The organism is Leucobacter salsicius M1-8 (assembly GCF_000350525.1).
In the GTDB taxonomy this organism is placed as follows: Bacteria; Actinomycetota; Actinomycetes; order Actinomycetales; family Microbacteriaceae; genus Leucobacter; species Leucobacter salsicius.
The window spans coordinates 34,326-55,541 of sequence record NZ_AOCN01000004.1 but is presented as its reverse complement, the minus strand read 5'-3'; the positions used below and the strand labels follow the sequence as shown (position 1 = coordinate 55,541).

Below are 21,216 nucleotides of genomic sequence, written 5' to 3'. Positions count from 1 at the left end.
GAGGGGATCCACATGCAGGTACAAATCACAGGTGTGGTCGCTGATTCGGCGGGGCTGCGTGAGAGCGGCCGTATCGAGTTCGCGCAGGCGCAACGCATCGATACAGGCGAGATGCTCATCACGCAGTCGCTTGCTGTGGCTCAGGTGGTTAATGGGGCGCTTCGTCAGCTTGACGGAACAGCATTTTCACTCCCATCAAACCCGGACGGCACGGCGGTTCGGGTGCGCGAGATCCTGGGTGGTCGGACGTTTGAGTGGTGGACAGCGATCCCTGTCACCGATCAGGTCGAGTACAGGTCCCTCCCCGTGGTTGAGTCGACTTCGGTCCCATCGTCGGTATTTGGGCCGCCTCCGTGGCTGGCCGATGTCAACCAGATGCGTGATGAGACGGTGCAGGCTATTGAAGCAGGCTTGGAAGCTGCTGATGCTTTGGGCGGGATCACTGGGATCAATGCCGCGGTTGATCGCGCAGAATCCGCTTCATCGGCCGCAGCTGACAGCTCGGCAACTGCTACTGCTGAAGCTGAGCGTGCGAAAGCGGCTGCGGAGTCGATTGATGTTGACGCGATTGATGCCAGCATTGATGAAGTACGAGAGATCGCTGCGGGAGCGATTCAGGCCCCAGAACCCAGCCCTAATGATGAAACACTGTTGATGTACTCGGGTGCGTTTGGTGAGTACCAGCCAGTGTCGCTAGGCGATGGGTTGGAAGCCGTGAGTGGCGAGATCCGTGTGATAAATAACCTGCTCCCGAACATTGACTGGACTGAGCTTGTTTACGCTCCAGGTTACATCGGGGGGACTGGCGGAACGGCTCGGGTTTGCCGGTTCGATGGCGTGATCTACTTCGAGGGCGGCGTGCAAGCGCCAGCGGGCGAAACTATCCCCGCAGGGCAGACGATCGTTGTCCCGTGGGCAAACATTCCGACGTGGGCGCGTCCTGCTCGAACGGTGATGTTTGGCGCTCGCGCTACGGGCAACCGGATAGCGTCTATGTCATTGAGCGTTGGCGGTGCCAGCCCAGGGCTGACTGTTCTCCCTAACCGGAATGACAATACTTCGTTACCGCAGTGGATGGGTGGATCCGCTTCGTGGGTTGCTCCCGGCCAGCCTGAAGGCGGCCCGAAGCTTGGCGCAAATGGCCATAGCGTCGCGTTTGATTTACGCCAGGCCCGGGTGTCATTCGGTGCAGCATTCGGCTCTGATGACCGATACGTGATGCAGGGCGCGTTCTTGTGCGAAGCCGAAAACAATCGTTGGTTCACTTCACGCAACACTCCTGGAAGTGAGTCTGGGCGTGAGTCTGCCGTGGTTTCGATGCTCGAGCACTCGGGATCTACGCTGCTGAATGATACGGGCATCCCGGTTAACTCGATGGTGCTTATTGACGCTGGGCACGGCGACGGCGCGTTCATTGAGCGCACTTCGAGCGGGCAGATGTTCTTGTGGTCTGACTGGCGCGACTGGCGTTATCCGAGCTCTGACACTGCGCGTCACCGGAATATCGTTCGGATGCCGTGGGCCCCTGGTGTCTACACGTTCGCGCAGATGGAGCAGTACCGCGTCAGCTCCCTTAGCGGTGTGGCTCGGCGGCTGAACTATGACGAACGTAACGGGGTTATCGTTTCGCGGGAAGGTGGCGGCGCTACTCGAACGATGAACGCTTTTCTGATCGGCGACGTGAAAAGCAGTCAGACGGCACCTGCCCCGATTGCTTCCGCTGTGGTTGAAATGAGTACCGTTCATGGGTCTGTGCAGAACCATGCGTATATGCACGAAACCGGAAAATGGTTTTTCCTGTTCGGGTCTCCGTCTGGGCCGGCTGCTGTTGTGTCATACAACGCTGACGGATCAACCGACTTCGTTAAGGAACTCGGGGACGCCATCTCATATGACGCATGGGGCGTGGAGCTGTCGGTGCACGAGCCGGAGGGCATCGTGGTTCATCATTCGCCGTCTGGCGACGCTTCGCTGATTGTCGGGGTGGCTACCGGTCCGACGCACGCCCGTAAGTCGATGCTGTATTCAATCGACATGGGCGCTAAGAGCGCCGCGTTTGACATGCTTTCAAACCAGCTCGCACCAGATATGAGCACCTGGAACGATTACACGACGACTTCCATATCGCTCGGGGCAGGGTTCACGTCGCCTTCGGCGCGGCCGTTCCGGGTGTCGATCGAGAACCGCAAGGTTCGGCTTCGTGGACGCGTTGAGGGCCCGTTCGCTGGTCCCAGTGTGGAGTTCGGGAAGCTCAACGGAACGTTTGCTCCGGTCCGGCATCAGCAGGCTCTTTGTGTTGCTCAGCTTTCAAACCCTAACGCGATTAGCGTGCTTCGGCTTGAGGTGAGCGTTACGGGTGACATGAAGGTGTATATCCCTGATGACAACGTGCCTGGGTGGATTGATTTTGATGTTTCCGAGTTTTATCTAAATGACTGATTAGGGCGGGTGGCTTAATGAGTACGTTGGTTGTTTATCCGGCAGCTAACCCGGTCATAACTGAAGAAGCGGGCACGCGCGGAGGCACGCACTCCGGGATGGATCTTGCGGCTGAACGCGGCGACCCGGTACTCGCTGCGTTTGACGGAGAGGTTATTTTCGTCGGCGGCGATGGCTCTTCGGGGTCACTCCCACTCGGAAACGGCAAATTTGTGAAGGCCAACGGCGAAGGCCGCACGGTCGAGATCCGCCGCCCTGATGGGCTGATCTCCCGCGTCGGCCACCTCGAGGGGTACGCGGTCAAGGTCGGCGACAAAGTAAAGGCCGGCCAGGTCGTCGGCTTCGCTGGCGACTCCGGCTTCTCCCTCGGGGTTCATATCCACTGGGAGACCCGCTGGGACCGTGCATGGAGCGGCGGACGCTGGATCAATCCGCGATCGCTTAACCCGGTCGTGTTCAAGGCCATTCAGGCCAGCAACGAGGGCGGCGCGATCGCCCGAAACCGTAAGGAAGATGACATGATTTTCATTTACCTCGCTAACGTGTTCGGCAAGTACAAGCACAACTACGCGGTCTATGTACTTGGGCAGCCGGGGACATGGATGGAGTTCTCTGGGCAGGACTCCGCGAACCAAATGGCAACGCAGCGCGGGAGCGCTATGTCCGTCAATAAAGCGATGTGGGAACGACTCAAAAAGCAGCACTCGTAATGCGAGCTGTAATCCACTGGGCCCGAACCTGGTGGCTAACAGTCCCAGAACCAAGACCATTCTCAATCGGCTGGGGACTCGCATACCTCATGCTCGGCGCGTCAGGCTTCTCAGTACTCACCACCGCCGCCTGCTACACAACCGGCATGAGCTACGCACTCGCCGCAGCCATCGCGGTGGGAGTGCTCAACGTTGTGGGCATGGTCGTTGCGATGATCTCGGGGTATCGGGACTTCTGGTGGGGCGAGCGTCTTGGGATTGCGTTGATGTTGTGCGCGGCAGCGATCTATGTGGTGCTCTTGCCCGGCTCTGATTCGGTGACGCCCTGGTATATCGGGTTTGCACTCGTGGTGCTCGGCCTCCGTTGGCTCATGATTCGCAGGTTCACTTACCGGCCCAGGGGGTGAATACATGGACGGTCCTATCTGGGCTTTGCTCGCGGTCGCGTTCGTCTCCGGAGGCGGTCTGACGAAAGCGATGGACATGGTCCGTGAAGGGCACACTGGGCGCACGCAGCGTCGGCGTTCAGAGGTCGACCACATGGCGCGGCTACTTGCGGAAGCGGAAGCCCGCGTCCGTGTGGCTGAGCGGCGGGAACGGATCGCGACCGAATGGGGGCACCGTAACGCTGTTGCCGCGATTCGGGCTGGTGTTACAGAGACAGAGATGCCATCTCTGGACTTTCGTGATGATTAGGAAGAAGGAACAGATGTTAGAGGAACCGCTTAAAGATGCCGGTCAGCTGACGCGAGCCGAGGTGCATGCCGATGCTCGTCGTCGTGCATCGCGCACCATCCTGCAGAACTCAGCTGCAGTAATCGTGGTCGCCGTGCTTGGCGTGATCGCGGCCGCATTGATTGGCATCACGCCGGAACAGTTGCTGTCGGGCCCGTTCTGGATCAGCGTGGGAACTGCTGCGGTCGTTGCCGGGCTCGGTGCGCTGGGTTCGTACATCCAGCGGCTTACTGAGGCAGCTCGGGGGAAAGCGCCGCGCTAAGAGTGTGTTTCAAACGATGTCATATTTTGACAACATTTCTTGATCTGTCAGATTATGACAAGCAATGTAACACCGCCCCTCACTCCTTCGGGAGTGAGGGGCGGCTTTTTGCGTTACGCGAGTGCATGTTGTTCGACGGGCTTGTGTCGTTGGTTCCAAGACCGCCAGGTGACCGCTGCGGCCATCTGGATCGACGGAAAGTATCCGACGAGGTGGCGGTCGTCCGGGGCCTGATCGCCCGTGACAGAGCGCCACAGGAGCGCGGAGGGGCGTCCAATACGAACTTGACGCAAGATAGCTACACGGACGTTGCCGTCATAGAGGTGTCCCTCATCATCACTTACTCGCTGCACGGCCATCATCGGGTTCCAAGGCATTCCTCCCATACGGGCGAGGGTACGGGGCGCCTACGACAATGATTCGAGAATCTGATCGCGTTCGTTGGCGCGCACGATCTCGCCTACTCGTGATGCGGAGAGGCCTACCTCGGTAGCGATCTGTGAATATGAAATGCCTCCAGCGCGTAGCTCGAGGATTAGTTCAGCGACTTTGGCTTCCGGTGTGGTCTGGGTGAAGCGGTCTGTTGTGGCCATCTTCGGAGCGTACCGCGAGTGTTACTGAAGTTAGCGTTATGTGATGCCCATAGGCTATAGGCTCGCACCCAACTTTGTCCCCTGTTCAATCGCACGTTTGGCGTCCAGCTCGCCCGCAATGAAAGCGCCTCCGATCAGGAGCGCCTCGCGGCCCGCGGCGGCGAGCTCGTCAAACAGCGTGCGATCCGGATCCTGTCCCGTGCACAGGACGATCGTGTCGACCTCGAGCGTGCGCACCTGTTCGCCCGCGCGTACGGTGAGGCCCGCGTCGTCGATGCTGAGGTACTCGGCACCCGGGATCATGAGCACGTCGCGGCGGGCAAGCTCGGCGCGGTGAATCCACCCGGTTGTCTTGCCGAGCCCCACGCCCAGCTTGGTGTCCTTGCGCTGCAGCATGATCACCGAGCGGCGAGGCACATCAGGAGACGGGCCCGTGGCCGCGAACCCATCGGGCTGCTCCGGATCAACGCCCCAGTGCGCGAGGAACGCCCCGATATCGGAGGGCGCGGCGGGGTGCTCGTCCGTGAGATAGTCGGCGACGTCGAAGCCGATGCCCCCCGCGCCCAGGATCGCGACCCGCTCGCCGACGGCGGCACCGTGCCGCAGCACGTCCACGTAGCTGACGACGCTTGGATGGTCGAGGCCGGGAATCTCGGGGGAGCGGGGCGTGACCCCCGTCGCAATCACGACCTCGTCAAAGTCCGCGAGATCCTCGGGCGTCGCACGGTGACCGAGGCGCAGCTCAGTTTCGGTCTCGTGAATGCGGTTCGTGAAGTAGCGCAGCGTCTCGCGAAACTCGCTCTTACCGGGTACTTTGAGTGCCAGGTTCAGCTGGCCTCCGAGGTCGGCTGCCGCCTCGAAAAGTGTGACGCGGTGGCCACGGCTTGCGGCGGTGGTGGCGCACGCGAGCCCCGCGGGTCCCGAGCCCACGACCGCGATGCGCCGGGGTGTAAGCGCCGGATCGATGGCGAGCTCTGTCTCGCGACCAGCCCGCGGATTCACGAGGCACGAAGCGGGTTTGCCCGCGAAGGCATGGTCGAGGCATGCCTGGTTGCACGCGATGCAGGTGTTGATGCGCCAGGGTGTGCCGGCCCGCGCCTTGGCGACGAACTCGGGGTCGGCGAGAAACGGGCGGGCGAGTGAGACGAGGTGGGCGGCCCCCTCCTCGAGTACCTGCTCGGCTTCGGCCGGCATGTTGATGCGATTGGCGGCGATGAGGGGAACAGATATCGCGCCCATGAGGCGCTTCGTGACCCACGCAAAGGCCGCCCGCGGAACGGTGGCCGCAATTGTCGGCACCCGGGCCTCGTGCCAGCCGATCCCGGTGTTAATGAGGTTGGTGCCGGCCGACTCGACGCGCCTGGCGAGTTCGATCACCTCGTCCACGGTGGAGCCGCCCTGCACGAGGTCGAGCATCGAGACGCGGGTGACAATGATGAAGCCTTCGCCGCAGGCTTCGCGCACGCGCCGCACGATTTCGGTCGGAAACCGGAGTCGGTTGTCGAGACTGCCACCCCAGCGGTCCGTGCGCCGATTGGTGACGGGGGCCGTGAACTGGTTGATGAGGTAGCCCTCGGAGCCCATGATCTCGACTCCGTCGTATCCCGCCTGTAGCGCCAGGCGCGCGGCGTGCGCGTAGTCGTCGATCGTGCGTTCGATGTCGGCGTCGGTGAGTTCCCTCGGGGTAAGGGGAGAGATTGGAGCCTGAATGGGGCTCGGGGCGACGAGCCCGGGGTGGGCGGCGTACCGCCCGGCGTGCAGGAGCTGCAGGGCAATGCGGCCGCCCGCCTGATGCACGGCCTCGGTAATCGGGCGGTGGCGCGCGAGATCCTGTTCACTGGTGAGTGGCCGCTCCTTGGCGGTGAGTCGGCCCGCCTCGTTGGGGGAGACGCCGCCGGTGATGATGAGGGCTGGTCCGGATGCGGCTCGTTCGCGATAGAAAGCGGCGAGCCGGGCGGGGCCGTCATCGAATTCTTCGAGCCCAAGGTGCATGGAGCCCATGATGATGCGGTTGGGCAGCGTGACGCGTCCCAACTCGAGGGGTTCGAAGAGTCGAGGGAAATGCTGGGCCGTGGAGGAGCCCGTGGGGCGGAGCGGAATTGAGGAACCGAGGGGCGTCTGCGCTGACATGTATGGCACCGTTCGTAGGGAATCTCCTCGAACGTATCGCTTGGCGCGGTGACGCGTCGAGTGACCTGTGGTGAAGATACAAAAAACCCGAGGGGTGGAGCCGAAGCTCCACCCCTCGGGTGTAAATCTTTAACCTTGCGGTTGAAGAATTAACTTACATCGCGCGGATGTTGCTCGCCTGCAGGCCCTTGGGGCCCTGCTCGATGTCAAACTCAACGCGCTGCTCTTCGAACAGATCGCGGCGGCCGTTGCCTGCGATGGCGCTGAAGTGTGCGAACACGTCAGACGAGCCCTCGTCGGGGGTGATGAAGCCGAAGCCCTTTTCGGAGTTGAACCATTTTACGGTGCCGGTGGCCATGCTGTATTTCCTTTGTTATTGCTGGGCATTTAAGCCCTTGGTGCCACGGCGACGGTGCCGACGTGGAGACTGGTGAAGCAGTGCCGCGCGAGCGCGGCATAAAACGTGCTGGAAGTTTCCTACGTTCGGCATTACTGGTCTTGCGCTCGAGTTTAGCCTACGTACCTGGTTTGACACCAGGATTGTGATCTGTTTGTGTCTTTTCGTCTCAGGTTGGGTGTGCTTGATGGGTGTGGCTGAGGCTGTGCAAGAGACTCTGCGCCGCACATGGCCGTATGTGAGCGACTGCTGGCCAGCTGTCGAGTTTCGTCGCAGAGGCTCGCTTTTGGCGTGTCGCGCTTGAAATTGGGTGGTCCCGTCACGCGGTTGTGCACCAGATTAATTTGGTCGTCTCGTGGTTCGGGCGTAGTCTTGAGGGCGCAAGTCACTTATGGTCACATTGACTTTAAGTAAGGTTGGAGCTGAACGAGAGCTCCTGAACGTTGAGTGGAGCCGTGGTGGACTACGCAGCTTTGAGCGCAAGCGAGCGCCGGTTTCTGCCGCCCGCTGTTGCGGTTTCGACAATCGCGTTCGCACTCACGCCTCCAACCGATAGTGGCGACGCTGAGCATGACCTCGCACTGTGGATTCCGCTCGTGCGCCGCACGCGTGCCCCGTTTCGCGGCCTGTGGGCGCTGCCCGGTGGGTCCACCAGGTGGGACGAACCCCTCTCCGGCACCGCCAACCGCACGCTGTCAGACGCGGTGGGCAGCCAGCCCGGGTACCTTGAACAGCTCTACTCTTTCGGCGGCGTCGAGCGTTCCGCCGAGGCACAGCGGCTTGTCACAATCGCCTACTGGGCGCTGTACGGCGGAGAGTGGCTTCCCGAGGCGCGGCGCGACAGCAATGCCTTGAACGAATCGATCGAGGTACCAGTGGGAGCAACCGGCATCGGTTCGCAAGGTCTCGACGAAGGCAGTGGCACCGCCGCCCAGGCCCCGCGTGCGCGGCGGTGGGACGATCCGGAACCGATTGAACCTGCGCCCCAAGAACATGAACCGCAGCATGCCCCCGAGGACTTTGCCGATGCGCTGCGCTTGAGCGCTGGCGCAGATGAGGCCGCGCGCAACGTGGCTTGGTTCCCGGTCGACGCGTTGCCCGAGCTCGCGTTCGACCACGCCGAGATCGTCGCGCACGCCCTCGATCGGCTGCGCAGCAAGACGGAGTATGCGCAGGTTGCGCACAGATTCTTGGGCGAATCATTCACGCTCGCCCAGCTGCGCCGCGTGCACGAGGCCGTGCAAGGCCGCACGGTTGATCCCGCGAACTTCCGCCGCCAGGCGCTTGCCCAGGGCTCGCTCGTCGAAACCGGCGGCGTCGAATCCGGGACGCGTCACCGGCCCGCGAAGCTCTACCGCTTCGTCGCCCCGCCCGCGTAATCAAAGTGCCCAGGCGCTGGGCCCGACCAATCTTCCACCCCAGCCACCACACCAACTTCACCGAGGAGTACCCCCAATGACGAGCGTGCACGACCTGATTGCTGGCGCGGTTCAGCGTGAGAGCCAGCGCGACAGCCAGCGCGAGATTGATTCGCGCCCGGCGGGCAAGCCGCGGCAGCCTGCGCTGCGTAAGCCCATCAAGCTGACGTCGAAGAACGACTCTGGCAACGCCTCGACCTGTGGCACAGAACTCGCCGACGCACCGTGGAGTATCGACCGCGCGCCGGGCTACGGCCCGGGCGCCTCGGTAGCCGACGGCATCCCCGGCGACGCCCCCCGCCAGGGTCCGCTGCCGACGCGTTACACCGATGCGAGTGACGATCAACTACACGAGTGGATCGTCGCGGCCAGGGCAACGCTGGGCGAACGCGTGCGCATTTTGGGTCACTTCTACCAGCGTGACGAAGTGGTGCAGTACGCAGATTTCGTGGGCGACTCGTTCATGCTCGCGCAGGCCGCGAAGAGTAGCCCGGAGGCTGAGGCGTTCGTGTTCTGTGGGGTGCACTTCATGGCCGAGACGGCCGATATTCTCTCGCGCGATGATCAGGCGGTGATCCTGCCCAACCTTGCGGCCGGCTGCTCGATGGCCGACATGGCGACGATCGATCAGGTCGAGGACTGCTGGAGTGAGCTCGCCGAGGCGCTGGGCTTCGATGCGAATGCGCCGCAAGTCGAGGGCGAGCTGCAGCCCGTCATTCCCGTCACCTACATGAACTCGTCGGCCGCGATCAAGGCGTTCTGCGGGCGCAACGGCGGCATCGTGTGCACCTCCTCGAATGCGCACACCGTGCTCGAGTGGGCGTTCGCGCGCGGTCAGCGCGTCGTGTTCTTCCCCGACCAGCACCTCGGCCGCAACACGGCCAGGGCCATGGGTGTCACCGAGGCCGAGATGCCCCTGTGGCGGCCGCACCTGGCACGGGGCGGTAACACGGTCGAGCAGCTGCGTGACTCCAAAGTGATCCTGTGGAACGGCTTCTGCTCGGTACACAAGCGCTTCACCGTGGACCAGATCGCGAAGGCGCGCGAGGAGTACCCCGGCGTGCGCGTGATCGTGCACCCCGAGTGCCCGGCCCCCGTCGTCGACGCGGCAGATGGTGCGGGCTCAACCGAGTACATTCGTCTGGCGGTCGAGGCGGCGCAGCCCGGGGATGTGCTCGCGATCGGCACCGAGATCAACCTCGTGAACCGGCTCCAACAGCAGCGCCCGGATCTCACGATCTTCTGTCTCGACCCCGTAATCTGCCCCTGTTCGACCATGTATCGCATCCACCCGGCCTATCTCGCGTGGACCCTGGAATCGCTCGTTGCGGGGAACACCCCCAACCGCATCACGGTCGCACCTGAGGTGTCGCAGGACGCGAGCGTCGCTCTCGAGCGGATGCTCGCGGCAAAGCCATGATTCTCGTCATCGGTGCCGGGGTCGCGGGGCTGACCGCGGCACGCGTGGCGCACGCCGCGGGCGCCGCGGTAACCGTCGTTACGGCGGGCACGCTCGCGTTCGGTGACGCGTGCAGCACCGCGATGGCACAAGGCGGGATCGCCGCGGCGCTTGCGCCCGGTGACTCTGCGCGCGCCCACCTGGACGACACGATGGCCGCGGGTGCCGGGCTTGTCGATGTCGAGGCCGCCCGGGCGCTCGTGACCGACGGTGCCGCCGACGTGCGGCACCTGATTGCTGAGGGTTTTGCGCCGGATCGCGGCCCCGCGGGTGAGGTCGCCCTCGGGCTCGAGGGCGCCCACGGGGCGCACCGGATCGTGCACGCGGGCGGCGACCGCACGGGGGCCGTGATGCACGCGCACCTGGTGGCGCACCTCCCTGTCGGGGTTCGCGTGATCGAGCACGCGGTGCTTGACCGGTTGATCGTGGACCAGGGCGTCGTGGTGGGAGCGGAACTGCGCCGTGAGGACGGCGAGGGTCTCGAGGGCGCCCCGGGGGAGCGGATCCACGCGGACGCGGTCGTGTTGGCCACGGGCGGATACTCGGCGCTCTACGACCGCACCTCGAATCACGCGGGCGCCCGCGGCGACGGCATCGGTGCCGCGGCCGAGGTCGGCGCCGTGGTGGCCGACCTGGAGTTCGTGCAGTTTCACCCCACCGTGCTCGCGGGCACGGGAGCGCTGATTTCCGAGGCGGTGCGGGGAGCCGGGGCAGTGCTGCTCGACGGCGCGGGGTCGAGGTTTATGCAGGGACGTCACCCCGCAGCGGATCTGGCGTCGCGCGACATCGTGTCGCGCGAGATTCATCGCGTGCTGCGTGACACTGGCTCCGATCGCGTCTGGCTCGACGCCCGCAGCATCGAGACCGAGCACGGCCAGGGAAGCCTTGCCCGACTATTTCCTGGGATTGATGCGGCACTGCGGAGGCACGGCTACGAGTGGGCCGCGGAGCCCGTGCCGGTGGCGCCCGCCGCGCACTACACAATGGGCGGCGTCGCCACCGACCTCGAGGGGCGTTCCAGCGTGCCGGGGCTGTTCGTCGCGGGCGAGGCCGCGGGCACCGGGGTGCACGGCGCGAACCGGCTGGCCTCAAACTCGCTGCTTGAGGGGCTCGTCTTTGGCCGTCGCGCGGCCGAAGCGGCCGTGCGATTCGTCGCCGATCGGTCCTGGGAACTGTCGGGTGCGGCGCTGCCACGGTTGCTGGCGAGGGTGGAGATCGTGGGGCAGAAAGGCGCACGGGCCGGTTCTGCGTGTGCCGGATCCGTGCGATCGACGGGTGGGACGCCGCAGTCGGTGGGTCGAATGTTGAGCCAGGAGCTCGGGATCGAGCGCGAGGCGGCCGGTATGACCTCTGCGCTCGACGCCTTCGGGGCGGTGCCCGGCCGCGATGCCCGGCTCGCCGAGCTCATCGCGTACGCGGCGCTTGCCCGCACCGAGTCCCGCGGTGCACACCAGCGCGCCGACACCCCCGCAACGGACCCCGCGCAGGCGCTCCGGCGAGCCTGGCGTCTTGCGACGGTCTCCCCTGGGGTCGCTGCACCCACAGGCGCAGCTGCACGAAACCATTCTTCTCACACCACTCCCGCTCGAAGGAGCTTTGCACCGTGCTAACTCGAACCAAGATTGAACAGGTCATCGCCAATGCCCTCGAGGAGGACGCCCCCTGGGGCGACCTCACCGTTGAACTCACGATCCCCGAGGGCCTGGGCATGACGGCACAGCTCGTGGCCCGGGAGCCCGGGGTGTTTGCAGGCGGAGCGCTTGTGCGCGAGACCTTTCGGCACACGGACCCGCGCATCGAGGTGCGTGAGTTGGCGGCCGACGGCACCCGGTTTGCCGCTGGCGACACCCTCGGCGTGATCGAAGGGCCGGCCCGCGGCATTCTCACCGGCGAGCGGGTGGCGCTCAACCTGGCGCAGCGCATGAGCGGCATCGCAACACTGACCGCGCAGTTTGTGGCCGAGGTCGCGCACACCCCGGCCCGCATTGCCGACACCCGCAAGACGACGCCGGGGCTGCGCGCGCTCGAGAAGTACGCGGTGCACGTGGGCGGCGGCTCAAACCATCGCTTTGGCCTGTCCGACGCGATCATGGTGAAGGACAATCACCTCGCGGCCCTCGGCGCCGTCGACGAAGCAAGCACGACCCGTGCGCTGCAGGGACTGCGTGACCGCGCCGGCCACACGACCTCGATCATCGTTGAGGTCGACCGGCTCGACCAGGTGGCCGCCGTGCTTGAGGCGGGAGTCACCGGGATCCTGCTCGATAATTTTGCCAACGCCGATCTCGTGCGCGCGGTCGCCCAGATCGGTGACCGAGCGATCGCTGAAGCGAGCGGCGGCGTCTCGCTGGAAACAGTGCGGGGCATCGCCGAGACCGGGGTGGACGTCATCTCGGTGGGGCTGTTGACCCACGGGGCGCGCGCCCTCGACCTAGGATTGGACGCATCATGAATGAGCGCTACCTCGACGCAGCCGCGACCGCACCGCTGCGCCCCGAAGCCCGTGCGGCAATGATCGCCGTCTTCGATGAATCCGCCGGTAACCCGTCGAGCGTCCACACGGCCGGGCACCGCGCCGCGCGCACCGTCGAGCTCGCCAGACAAACCATCGCAACGACCTTTGGCGTACGTGCCTCAGACGTCATTTTCACCTCCGGGGGCACCGAGGCAAACAACCTCGCCATCATCGGGCTTGCCCTCGCGCACCCACGGGGAAGACATCTGGTCACCACCCCCATCGAACACCCGTCGGTGCTTGAGAGCTGCCGATACCTGGAGCGAGTGTTCGGGTACGAGCTGACCATGCTGCCGGTGGATGAACTGGGCCGCGTCGACCCCGACGACGTGACACGCGCGGTGCGAGCCGACACCACCCTCGTCTCGATTGGGCTCGCGAACGCCGAGGTCGGCACCGTACAGCCCATGCCCGCGCTCGCCGCAGCGGCGAAGCAGGTTGGCGCGATCGTTCACACTGACGCGGTGCAGGCGGCGCCGTCACTACCCGTGACCCTGCAATCGCAGGGCTGGCCCGGCGACAATGTCGATGCCCTGTCGATGGCCTCGCATAAGTTTGGCGGGCCGCAGGGCGTGGGGGCCCTGATCGTGCGCGACGGGCTTCGACTGGAACCGCTGATGCATGGCGGCGGGCAAGAGCTGGGGCGCAGGGCCGGCACCGAGAACGTCGCGGGCCTCGCCGGTTTTGCCGCCGCGGTGGCTGCAACGGCACATGACTATGGCGGGCGCGCCCTCGCCCTCATAGACAGCCGCAACGCACTCGTCGAACGCGTGACCCGCGAGGTTTCGGGGGCTCGGGTCACGGGACACCCGACCGAGCGGCTCCCGGGGCACGCCTCGTTTACGTTCGAGGGCGTCAGCGGTGAGTCATTGCTGGTCGCGCTCGACGCCTCGGGGATCGCGGTGTCAGCGGGATCTGCCTGCGCCGCGGGAAAGAGCGAGCCGTCGCCCGCCCTGCTGGCGCTGGGGCTCGACCCCGAGACAGCCCAGACCGCGTTGCGGATCACGCTGGCCGAACCCATCGCCGAGGAATTACAGCACCGGGTCGTCACGACGCTGCAGCGCGAGGTGGGCTGAGGGGGCTGCTCGAGCCGGGAGCTGTCGGCACCAGCAGCTGCCGCGCGATGACGGGCACAGCAATTAGGCCGCGCACCATCAGCGATACCTCGTGCTCGGGGCGGATCTCGAGGGCGGCATCCACGTGAGCGTTCGCCGTCGTCTGGCTGCCGCACAACCACCACACGAGTGCGCTGAGCGCAAACACCCCAGGGCGGGCCACGGTCGGGAGATCGGCGAGCGTGCGCGCGAGGCGGCCCCGCACCGGGGAGAGCCGCTCACGCTCGGTGAACTCGGGGCAGATTGCGGCGAGGATCCCGGCCATAGATATCGAGGGACCGCCTGCGGCACCCGGCGCCGCCCCGAACAGGTCACCCCGCGCAGCCAGGTTTGCGTTGGTGACCGGCAACTCGCTCAGTACCCGCTCACCCAGATCTCGCTCCAGTTCACCGGGAAATTCGGGCCTGGTGATCATTCCCATTGCGAGGTGCCACCACCCCTGCACATCGGAGGCAACGTGTGCGATGCGCCCTGCAGCTTCGGGGGAGAGGTCGGACCGGACGTCCTGTAGCTCGCGGGCGGCTACCGGGGCGAGCGCGACGCGGCTCCGGGCCGAGAGGACGGGTTCGAGCTCTGGAGCCTGCCCTGCATCCTGCCCCTCACGTTGGCCGGCTCGTTGCGACGCGACGAGTGCCGATCGATCGAGCGTCGCAAGCTCCGATGTCGCGCGGGCCACACGATCCGGATCAATAGGCGGCAGCGCACCGAGCTCCGCGAGCGTGGGTACAAGCTGCCGAGCCATTCTGGCGGCCACGGCGATCGGGCTCCGCTCGATCTCGTCGAGACTGCGGCCGCTGCGAGGCGCTGCCTGGTCGAGGTAGCTCACCCAGCCGTCGGGGGCGCGCACGCAGAGCTCACGCGGGTAGATGCGGTCACGCCGCAGCCGCCGCTCGATGCGGCGGGCGAGCCTGAGCCAGGGTGGCCCATCGCAGTCTGCGAAAGTCTGCTCAGACATGATGGCGATCGCGGGGGCCGCGGTGCGCCCGCTGTTGACGCTGAAGCTGCGAATCGTGTGGCTCAGAAACTCGAGCAGGTCGGCGGCCTCGCGCGGATCGTCATCGGGCGGCAGATCGACGCGCATCGCCTCTCGGGTGCGTGATCCTTCGAAGAACAGCACGAAGATGCTGTGGGTGGCGGTGAAGCCCGCAAGTTGGGGCAGCGCCGCGAGAAAGTCGGCGGTTCCCGAGCATTTGAGTACCCGGGTTGAATCTGGGTTGGCGTCTGAACTGTGGTCGGTCATGCCACGATTTTGCGCCGAACGAACGGCCCGTGCGGGTTATGCACAGAAAATCTCGAATCCCGCCGAGATCCGGGATTTTGTGCGCCTGTGGACGAAGATGGTGCCCCCACAAACGTCACGGGCCGCACACCGATGAGATGGTGTGCGGCCCGTGACGTTCTGATCACGCGAGAAGCTAGGCGCTGGCCTGAGCCTCCACCTGAGCGATGTCGGCCTCGAGGGCGACCCAGCCGAGCATTGCGCACTTGACGCGCATCACGTACTTCGCGACACCCTGCAGAGCGACGGCGTCGCCGAGAACGTCCTCATCGGGCTCCTGCTCGCCGCGCGTCTGAATCATCTCGCGGAAGGCCGCGATCTTCACGCGGGCCTCGTCCATCGTCATCTCCTCGTCGCGAACCAGCTGCGACAGAATCGATGCGGACGCCATCGAGATCGAACATCCCTGACCCTGCCAAGCGAGCTGCGAGATGCGACCCGTGGCGGGGTCGACCGCGATCGACAGCTCGATCTCGTCACCGCAGCTCGGGTTGAACTCGTGATGCGATGCCGTGCGTGCGCCGGGATGGTCGCTCAGATCACCCTTGCCGATGGGGCGCTTTGAATGGTCGAGAATTAGTTCTTGGTACAGACCGTCGAGCGCGCTCACGCCGACACCTCCACTCCGAAGTACCGCTGGGCGCCGCGGAGCGCGTCGAGGAACCGATCGACCTCGTCTTCTGTGGTGGTCAAGTGCACGCTTGCGCGCGTGCTTGAAGCGATGCCAAACGCGCGGTGCAGCGGTTGTGCGCAGTGGTGGCCCACGCGAACGAGCACGCCCTGCTCGTCGAGATACTGGCCCACGTCGTGGGCGTGCAGGTTCTCGACAGAGACGGCCGCGAGGGCGACGCGCTGCGTGGTGCCCTGGGGGCCGAGGAGCCGCAGCCCGGGGGTTTCGAGGATGCCCGCCACCAGCCGCTCAACGAGCTCGTGCTCGCGTGCGGCGGCGCGCTCCATTCCCACCGTCTCGAGAAACTCGACGGCAGCGCCGAGGCCCACGACCTGAGACACCGGCTGCGTGCCGGGCTCGAACCGCATCGGGGCCGGCATGAACTCGGCGTTCTGCATCGTGACGCGGGTGATGGCGGAGCCACCGGTGCGCGACGGCGGCAGCGCCGCGAGCATATCGGCCCGGCCGTACAGCACGCCGATACCGTTGGGGCCGAGCATCTTGTGGCCCGAGAAGGCCGCGAAGTCAACGCCGAGGGTCGCGAAGTCCACCGGAATGTGCGGTACGGACTGGCACGCGTCGAGCACGGTCACTGCGCCGACGGCTCGGGCGAGTGCCACGAGTTCGGCCACCGGGGCGACAAACCCCGTGACGTTGGAGACGTGACCGAACGCGAAGATACGCGTGCGATCGTTGATGGCCGCGCGAGCGTCGTCGAGGCTCCATGTGCCGTGCTCGTTCACGGGAATGAAGGTGAGCGTCGCCCCGGTCTTCGCGGCGAGCCGCTGCCAAGGAATCAGGTTCGCGTGATGTTCGGCCTCGGTGACGAGAATCTCGTCGCCCGCACCCAGCGTGAATCGCTCAGAACCGGTCACTCCGAGACCCGCGTTCGCCTCGCCGATGCCGAGGGCAACAATGTTGATCGCGTCGGTGGCGTTCTCGGCCCACACGATCTGCTCGGGGGTCGCGGCACCGACGAACCGGGCCACTGCTGCCCGAGCGCCCTCGAACGCAAGTGTGGCCTCGCCGACTGCGCCACTGGTGCCGCGGTGCACGGCGGCGTTGTGGTGTTCGAGGAACTGGCGTTCGGCGTCGAGTACCGCGGTCGGGCGCTGCGAGGTCGCGGCCGAATCAAGGTAGGCCGGGGCCAGCGTTCCGGGTTGGGGCTGCGAAGCGAAGTACGGGAATGCGGCGCGAAGGTCTGCGACCTCAGCGGCGGTAAGGGCTGACATGTATTCCATTCTCCCACTGACGGCTGACATGGAATGTAACGAGAAGAAACTTCAGGCTATTCCTAGGTCGGCCCACCCGCGTTGCGTCGGTACAATCAACACCGTGTGGGGTGAAATCCTTTATCAAGCGCTGCAGCTGGCAGGAATTTGCGCCTTCGCGATCTCAGGGGCACTCGTCGGTGTGCGCCGCGGGCTCGACCTGCTCGGCATCCTGGTCGTCGGCTCGGCGACCGGAATCGGCGGTGGCATCATCCGCGATCTCCTATTGGGCGTGCATCCGCCCGTCGCATTCACCCACTGGCCCTACCTCGTAGCGGCCATCGGCGCATCGCTCATCGTCTTCTTCGTCCATCCCGGTCTCGCCCGCATCCGCCATTTCGAGGTCGTGTTTGACGCCTTTGGGCTGGGGCTTTTCTCGGCGGGCGGGGCCGTGGCCGCCCTCGCTTCCGGTTATCACCCGATCGTCGCGATCAGCATCGGCACGATCACGGCGGTGGGAGGCGGAGTGGTGCGCGACGTGCTCGTCAACACGGTGCCCGGCGTGCTCACCCGCGAGCTCTATGCGGTCTCGGCAATCCTCGGCGCCGCGGCGGCTGCCGGCGCGATCGCGCTGGGAGCGACCCCGAGCATCGCGACGATCGCGGGCGGCGGCTGTGCCATCGCGCTCAGGCTCATCTCGTACGCGCGCGGCTGGCACCTGCCTAGCCCCAAGCTGCGCGAGGACACGGTGGGCTGATCCGGCGCGCGCACTCAGTGCCGGATCCGGGCTTCGCCCGCTTGCAGATGGGCTAGGGCTTTGCCCTAGCTCGCGAGCTGTGGCTCAGGGCCTGCGGGGGTAAGGAACCAGTTGACGAGGCCCGCCGCGACCGCCACGGCCGCTGCAATGAGCGGCAGCGTGAGGGCAGCCTGGGTGTTGATCTGCTCGGCTACGATGCCCGTGGCGGCGGCCGTGAAGGACTGCCCCACCATGATCGATGTGCCGAGCATTGCCATGACGGTCGCGCCGCGGCCGGCCGGTGTGCGGTGCGCGCCGAAGCTGTAGAGCGTGACGAGCAGCGGGCCGATGCCGATGCCCATGACTGCGAGGGCGGCGATCATGCGCGGCAGATCGTGGGCAGTCTGCAGAAACACGGCACCGCCGAGGATCAGCGAAGCGAACACGAGCCAGCGGGCGCGCAGCGTGAACTTGGGTGACAGCCACACGATTCCGATCGCGAAGAGCGCCGACCCCACACCCATCACGCCGTAGATCAGGCCGGCCTGTTCGGGCTCGCCACGATCCTGCATGAACGCCGTCAGCGAGGTGAACATCGAGCCGAAGAACATGCCCACCCCGAAGATTCCCACGACGGTAACGATCAGCGACGGGCGCCAGAGCTCGCTTACGGGCGAGGTTGGGACAACCTCGCCCGTGGCGGCCTGGGGCTTCGTACCCGAGGGATGCAGCGCGAAGGCCGTCACAAACGCGAGCGTGAGGACGGCGGCGCCCACGACGGGAGCCCACGCGCCGAGGGTCGTGGCGAGCAGGCCCACCGCGACCGGGCCGAACACGAAGATGACCTCGTCTGCGGCCGACTCATAGGCAAACGTGGACGACAGCGTGCGCGACCGACGCGCGACTGGAATGTCGTTTTGAATGATGCTCACGAGACGGGCACGTGACATCGGGGAGATCTGCGGCACGGTCGCGCCCACGAGGAGTGACGACAGGAACATCGCCCATACAGGGAAGTCACCGAATGCGACCCAGGCGAGCACGCCCAGAAACACCGAGTTGACCGCGCCCGAGATGAGCAGGGTGGGGCGCTGACCGAAGCGGTCAGCGGCCGCACCGATGAGCGGACCGCAGACGGCGACGCCGAGACCCACCACGGCCGAGTTGAGCCCGCCGAGTTCGACGGAGCCGCGGGCCGACACGATGAGGGTGAGCACCCCGATGACGACCATGGCAAACGGCAGGCGCGCCACCAGCGCGAGGGGAAAGTATGCGAATCCCGTGCGCGACATGACGGTCACGGGGGCCTGCTCGTTCGATTTGTCCATAGCCGAGCGAGTCTAACAGTCTGCCGCCGTGCAGCTACTCAGCGAGTTTTCCCGCGAGCAGCTGGTCGGCGCCCAGCTACTGGGCGAGCGGCACCCGCTGCTGCCCGAGGAACTGGGTGAAGGCACCGGAATCTGAAATGTCGCCGGCGAACGCGACCCCGTTGACGAGCACGAGAGGTGTGCCCTCCACCCGCAGATCGGGAATCTCGGACCGCGGCACGGGGTTCGTGCTGATCCAGTTGCTGAGGGCCTGCGCAAAGATAACGTTCTCTTCATCAGCAATGCAAGATCGGGCGTCGGTGTTCAGCTTTCCCGCCGCGCCCTCGATGCGGTCGATGACCGCGGCGTTATCGGGGCCTTCCGTGCCGCCCTCGGGCTGGAACTCGGGGCTGAGCAGGGCGACGTGCGCGCTCCAAGCGGCCGTGGGCTGGTGCTCAGCAAGGCACGCCATTGCGCCCGAGACGCGTGACGAGTAATAGGTGCCGGCCGATGCGCCGTCGAGGAATGTCAGGGGCTGCAGTTCGACGACCGCGCCCGCCTGGGCGGCCCGCTCCAGAGTCTCGCCGTTGGCCGTCTCAAAGGTGAGGCAGGCGGGGCAGCGGTAGTCGAGGTAGACCTGGATGCGGTCGGGGGAGGTGCCGTCGGACGCGGCAGGCAGCTCAGACACATCGGGGAACGCGTTGTCGGGCAGGCGGCCGCTCTCGATCACACGCATCGAACCCGCTGCGCTGCTGTCATCTCCGGTAAACATGATGCCGCCCGTTGAGAGGTTCGCGGGCCACTCGATGGTCATTGGCGCTTCGGGACTGCCACCGGAGCCGGGCCCTTCCGTACCGCCTGCAGCGGTGCCACCGTGGGTCGCGAACCCCATAATCGCCTGGGCTCCCAACGCGCCCATCCCCACGGCCACCATTCCGGCTGTGAGCAGGATCGCGACGCCGCCCGATACCAGCCCGGCGATGCCGGGGCCGCGCGGGCCGCGCCGCACGAGGGCCACGCCGCCGAGCACGATCGCGGTGACCGCGAGCAGGACGCCCAAGATAACGGCGATCGGCAGGTAGAACATAGCCACGAGCACCGTGACAAGTGCGGCAAGACCGAGTGACATCGCCATGATCGAGATGCCGCGTGCCGGGGCGGGATGTGAGGCCATCGCCGCGTACGCGTAGGGGTGAGGCGGCGCCTGCATTGCCGGGGGTGCCGGATGCTCGGGTGTTGGATGCTCGACTGAATCGGGAGTGGGGTCACCCTGACCGGGCACTACGGGATCGCTCATGCCTCCCATTCTCGCAGTGGGCGCCTGCGGCAATGCCTACACGGCGGCGGCAACGCCCATCAAGCAGCGCCTACGATGGAGGCATGATCTTGCTCGCAGCCACCCCGATCGGCAACCTCGGCGACGCCTCCACCCGACTGCGCGAAACCTTCGAAGCAGCGACGGTGATCGCGGCGGAGGACACGAGGCACACCATCCAGCTGCTGCGCCTGCTCGGCATTGAAAATCGGCCTGAGCTCATCGCGCTTCACGACCACAACGAGCACGACCGCGCGGCTTCCCTCGTCGAGCGCGCCCGGGACGAGGACGTCGTGCTCGTAAGCGATGCGGGCATGCCCACCGTCTCAGACCCGGGCTTTCGGGTCGTGCAGCTCGCCGCCGAACAGGGCGTCGAGGTCACCTGCATCCCCGGGCCGAGCGCTGTCGTTACCGCGCTCGCCGTGTCGGGACTGCCCACCGACCGGTTTGCCTTTGAAGGTTTCGTGCCGCGTAAGGCGGGCGAGCGAGCTCGGGCGTTTACCGAGCTCGCCGGCGAGCGGCGCACGCTCGTCTTCTTCGAGGCTCCCTCGCGGCTCGCGGCGACGCTTGCCGACTTCGCCACGCATTTTGGGCCGGATCGCCCCGCCGCCGTCTGCCGCGAGCTGACGAAGCTCCACGAGGAAGTGAAGCGCGGCGGACTCGCCGAGCTCGCCGAGTGGGCCGAAGGTGGGGTGCGCGGTGAGATCGTCATCGTGATCGCCGCCGGGGAGGCGCCAGTGGCATCGCCGGAGGACGCGCTCGCCGACGTGCAGCGTCGCGTAGCCGCAGGCACACGCTTGAAGGACGCGACCCGCGAGGTCGCTGAGGCCACCGGGCTGTCTGCCCGCGACCTTTACGCCGCTGCGCTCGCCGCTAAGTAACAGCGCCCGGCCACCCACGCGTCTACCAGCACCCCGCCAAAGGA

20 protein-coding genes are annotated in these 21,216 nt (G+C 65.8%); 11 read left to right on the top strand and 9 right to left on the bottom strand.

Features of this window, described 5'->3' with window-relative positions; all coding sequences use genetic code 11:
- The first annotated feature begins 12 nt into the window (after positions 1-12).
- The 4 genes from C795_RS0100855 (at position 13) to C795_RS0100835 (ending at position 4,146) form a co-directional block, all read left to right on the top strand.
- Positions 13-2,439, top strand: a complete 2,427-nt coding sequence (locus C795_RS0100855) for a phage baseplate protein (RefSeq protein ID WP_017791868.1) — start codon at positions 13-15, stop codon at positions 2,437-2,439.
- 17 nt (positions 2,440-2,456) lie between these two features.
- The gene (locus tag C795_RS16740) at positions 2,457-3,149 is read left to right on the top strand and encodes a M23 family metallopeptidase (RefSeq protein ID WP_083879086.1); all 693 of its coding nucleotides are present in this window, start codon (positions 2,457-2,459) and stop codon (positions 3,147-3,149) included.
- Positions 3,150-3,295: 146 nt separating this feature from the next.
- A complete protein-coding gene (locus tag C795_RS0100845; protein WP_157486878.1) occupies positions 3,296-3,556 on the top strand; it encodes a hypothetical protein in 261 nt (86 codons plus the stop codon).
- A 302-nt stretch (positions 3,557-3,858) separates the two neighbouring features.
- The gene (locus C795_RS0100835) at positions 3,859-4,146 is read left to right on the top strand and encodes a hypothetical protein (protein ID WP_017791864.1); all 288 of its coding nucleotides are present in this window, start codon (positions 3,859-3,861) and stop codon (positions 4,144-4,146) included.
- A 113-nt stretch (positions 4,147-4,259) separates the two neighbouring features.
- Here C795_RS0100835 and C795_RS0100830 read toward each other — a convergent pair whose 3' ends face one another.
- From C795_RS0100830 to C795_RS0100815, 4 genes are all read right to left on the bottom strand, one after another.
- Positions 4,260-4,532 carry a hypothetical protein gene (locus C795_RS0100830; RefSeq protein ID WP_157486876.1) on the bottom strand — a complete coding sequence of 91 codons (273 nt, stop codon included), beginning with the start codon at positions 4,530-4,532 and terminating at the stop codon, positions 4,260-4,262.
- A gap of 21 nt (positions 4,533-4,553) precedes the next feature.
- Positions 4,554-4,739, bottom strand: a complete 186-nt coding sequence (locus tag C795_RS0100825) for a hypothetical protein (protein ID WP_017791862.1) — start codon at positions 4,737-4,739, stop codon at positions 4,554-4,556.
- 54 nt (positions 4,740-4,793) lie between these two features.
- Complete coding sequence (locus C795_RS0100820) at positions 4,794-6,869, bottom strand: NADPH-dependent 2,4-dienoyl-CoA reductase (RefSeq protein WP_017791861.1); 2,076 nt, start codon at positions 6,867-6,869, stop codon at positions 4,794-4,796.
- 154 nt (positions 6,870-7,023) lie between these two features.
- The gene (locus C795_RS0100815) at positions 7,024-7,227 is read right to left on the bottom strand and encodes a cold-shock protein (RefSeq protein ID WP_017791860.1); all 204 of its coding nucleotides are present in this window, start codon (positions 7,225-7,227) and stop codon (positions 7,024-7,026) included.
- A 497-nt stretch (positions 7,228-7,724) separates the two neighbouring features.
- Between C795_RS0100815 and C795_RS0100810 the strand changes: the two genes are divergently transcribed.
- The 5 genes from C795_RS0100810 to C795_RS0100790 all read left to right on the top strand — a co-directional run bounded on the left by C795_RS0100810 (position 7,725) and on the right by C795_RS0100790 (position 13,734).
- Positions 7,725-8,645, top strand: a complete 921-nt coding sequence (locus tag C795_RS0100810; protein ID WP_017791859.1) for an NUDIX hydrolase — start codon at positions 7,725-7,727, stop codon at positions 8,643-8,645.
- A gap of 76 nt (positions 8,646-8,721) precedes the next feature.
- On the top strand, positions 8,722-10,104 hold the full coding sequence (gene nadA / locus C795_RS0100805) for a quinolinate synthase NadA (protein WP_017791858.1): 1,383 nt from the start codon (positions 8,722-8,724) through the stop codon (positions 10,102-10,104).
- The gene (locus tag C795_RS0100800) at positions 10,101-11,753 is read left to right on the top strand and encodes an L-aspartate oxidase (RefSeq protein WP_017791857.1); all 1,653 of its coding nucleotides are present in this window, start codon (positions 10,101-10,103) and stop codon (positions 11,751-11,753) included. Before nadA ends, C795_RS0100800 begins: the two co-directional genes overlap by 4 nt.
- Positions 11,747-12,595, top strand: a complete 849-nt coding sequence (nadC, locus tag C795_RS0100795; protein WP_017791856.1) for a carboxylating nicotinate-nucleotide diphosphorylase — start codon at positions 11,747-11,749, stop codon at positions 12,593-12,595. Before C795_RS0100800 ends, nadC begins: the two co-directional genes overlap by 7 nt.
- Entirely contained in the window at positions 12,592-13,734 is a 1,143-nt protein-coding gene (locus C795_RS0100790) for a cysteine desulfurase family protein (RefSeq protein WP_017791855.1), read from the top strand. The genes nadC and C795_RS0100790 overlap by 4 nt, the downstream gene beginning before the upstream one ends.
- Here the strand turns inward: C795_RS0100790 and C795_RS0100785 are convergent.
- The 3 genes from C795_RS0100785 to C795_RS0100775 all read right to left on the bottom strand — a co-directional run bounded on the left by C795_RS0100785 (position 13,706) and on the right by C795_RS0100775 (position 16,954).
- Positions 13,706-15,013 carry a DUF4192 family protein gene (locus C795_RS0100785; RefSeq protein ID WP_017791854.1) on the bottom strand — a complete coding sequence of 436 codons (1,308 nt, stop codon included), beginning with the start codon at positions 15,011-15,013 and terminating at the stop codon, positions 13,706-13,708. The genes C795_RS0100790 and C795_RS0100785 overlap by 29 nt on opposite strands.
- A gap of 175 nt (positions 15,014-15,188) precedes the next feature.
- Positions 15,189-15,662, bottom strand: coding sequence for a Fe-S cluster assembly sulfur transfer protein SufU (sufU, locus tag C795_RS0100780; protein ID WP_017791853.1), 474 nt, complete (start codon positions 15,660-15,662; stop codon positions 15,189-15,191).
- Positions 15,659-16,954, bottom strand: a complete 1,296-nt coding sequence (locus tag C795_RS0100775) for an aminotransferase class V-fold PLP-dependent enzyme (RefSeq protein ID WP_017791852.1) — start codon at positions 16,952-16,954, stop codon at positions 15,659-15,661. Before C795_RS0100775 ends, sufU begins: the two co-directional genes overlap by 4 nt.
- Before the next feature lie 103 nt (positions 16,955-17,057).
- Between C795_RS0100775 and C795_RS0100770 the strand changes: the two genes are divergently transcribed.
- A complete protein-coding gene (locus tag C795_RS0100770; protein WP_017791851.1) occupies positions 17,058-17,690 on the top strand; it encodes a trimeric intracellular cation channel family protein in 633 nt (210 codons plus the stop codon).
- A gap of 65 nt (positions 17,691-17,755) precedes the next feature.
- Here the strand turns inward: C795_RS0100770 and C795_RS0100765 are convergent, their stop codons facing one another.
- A complete protein-coding gene (locus C795_RS0100765) occupies positions 17,756-18,997 on the bottom strand; it encodes an MFS transporter (protein ID WP_017791850.1) in 1,242 nt (413 codons plus the stop codon).
- Between the two features lie 76 nt (positions 18,998-19,073).
- Positions 19,074-20,273, bottom strand: coding sequence for a thioredoxin domain-containing protein (locus C795_RS0100760; RefSeq protein WP_026139344.1), 1,200 nt, complete (start codon positions 20,271-20,273; stop codon positions 19,074-19,076).
- 83 nt (positions 20,274-20,356) lie between these two features.
- On the opposite strand from C795_RS0100760, the gene rsmI reads away from it, so the two are divergent.
- The gene (rsmI, locus tag C795_RS0100755) at positions 20,357-21,172 is read left to right on the top strand and encodes a 16S rRNA (cytidine(1402)-2'-O)-methyltransferase (protein WP_017791849.1); all 816 of its coding nucleotides are present in this window, start codon (positions 20,357-20,359) and stop codon (positions 21,170-21,172) included.
- Positions 21,173-21,216: the final 44 nt, after the last annotated feature.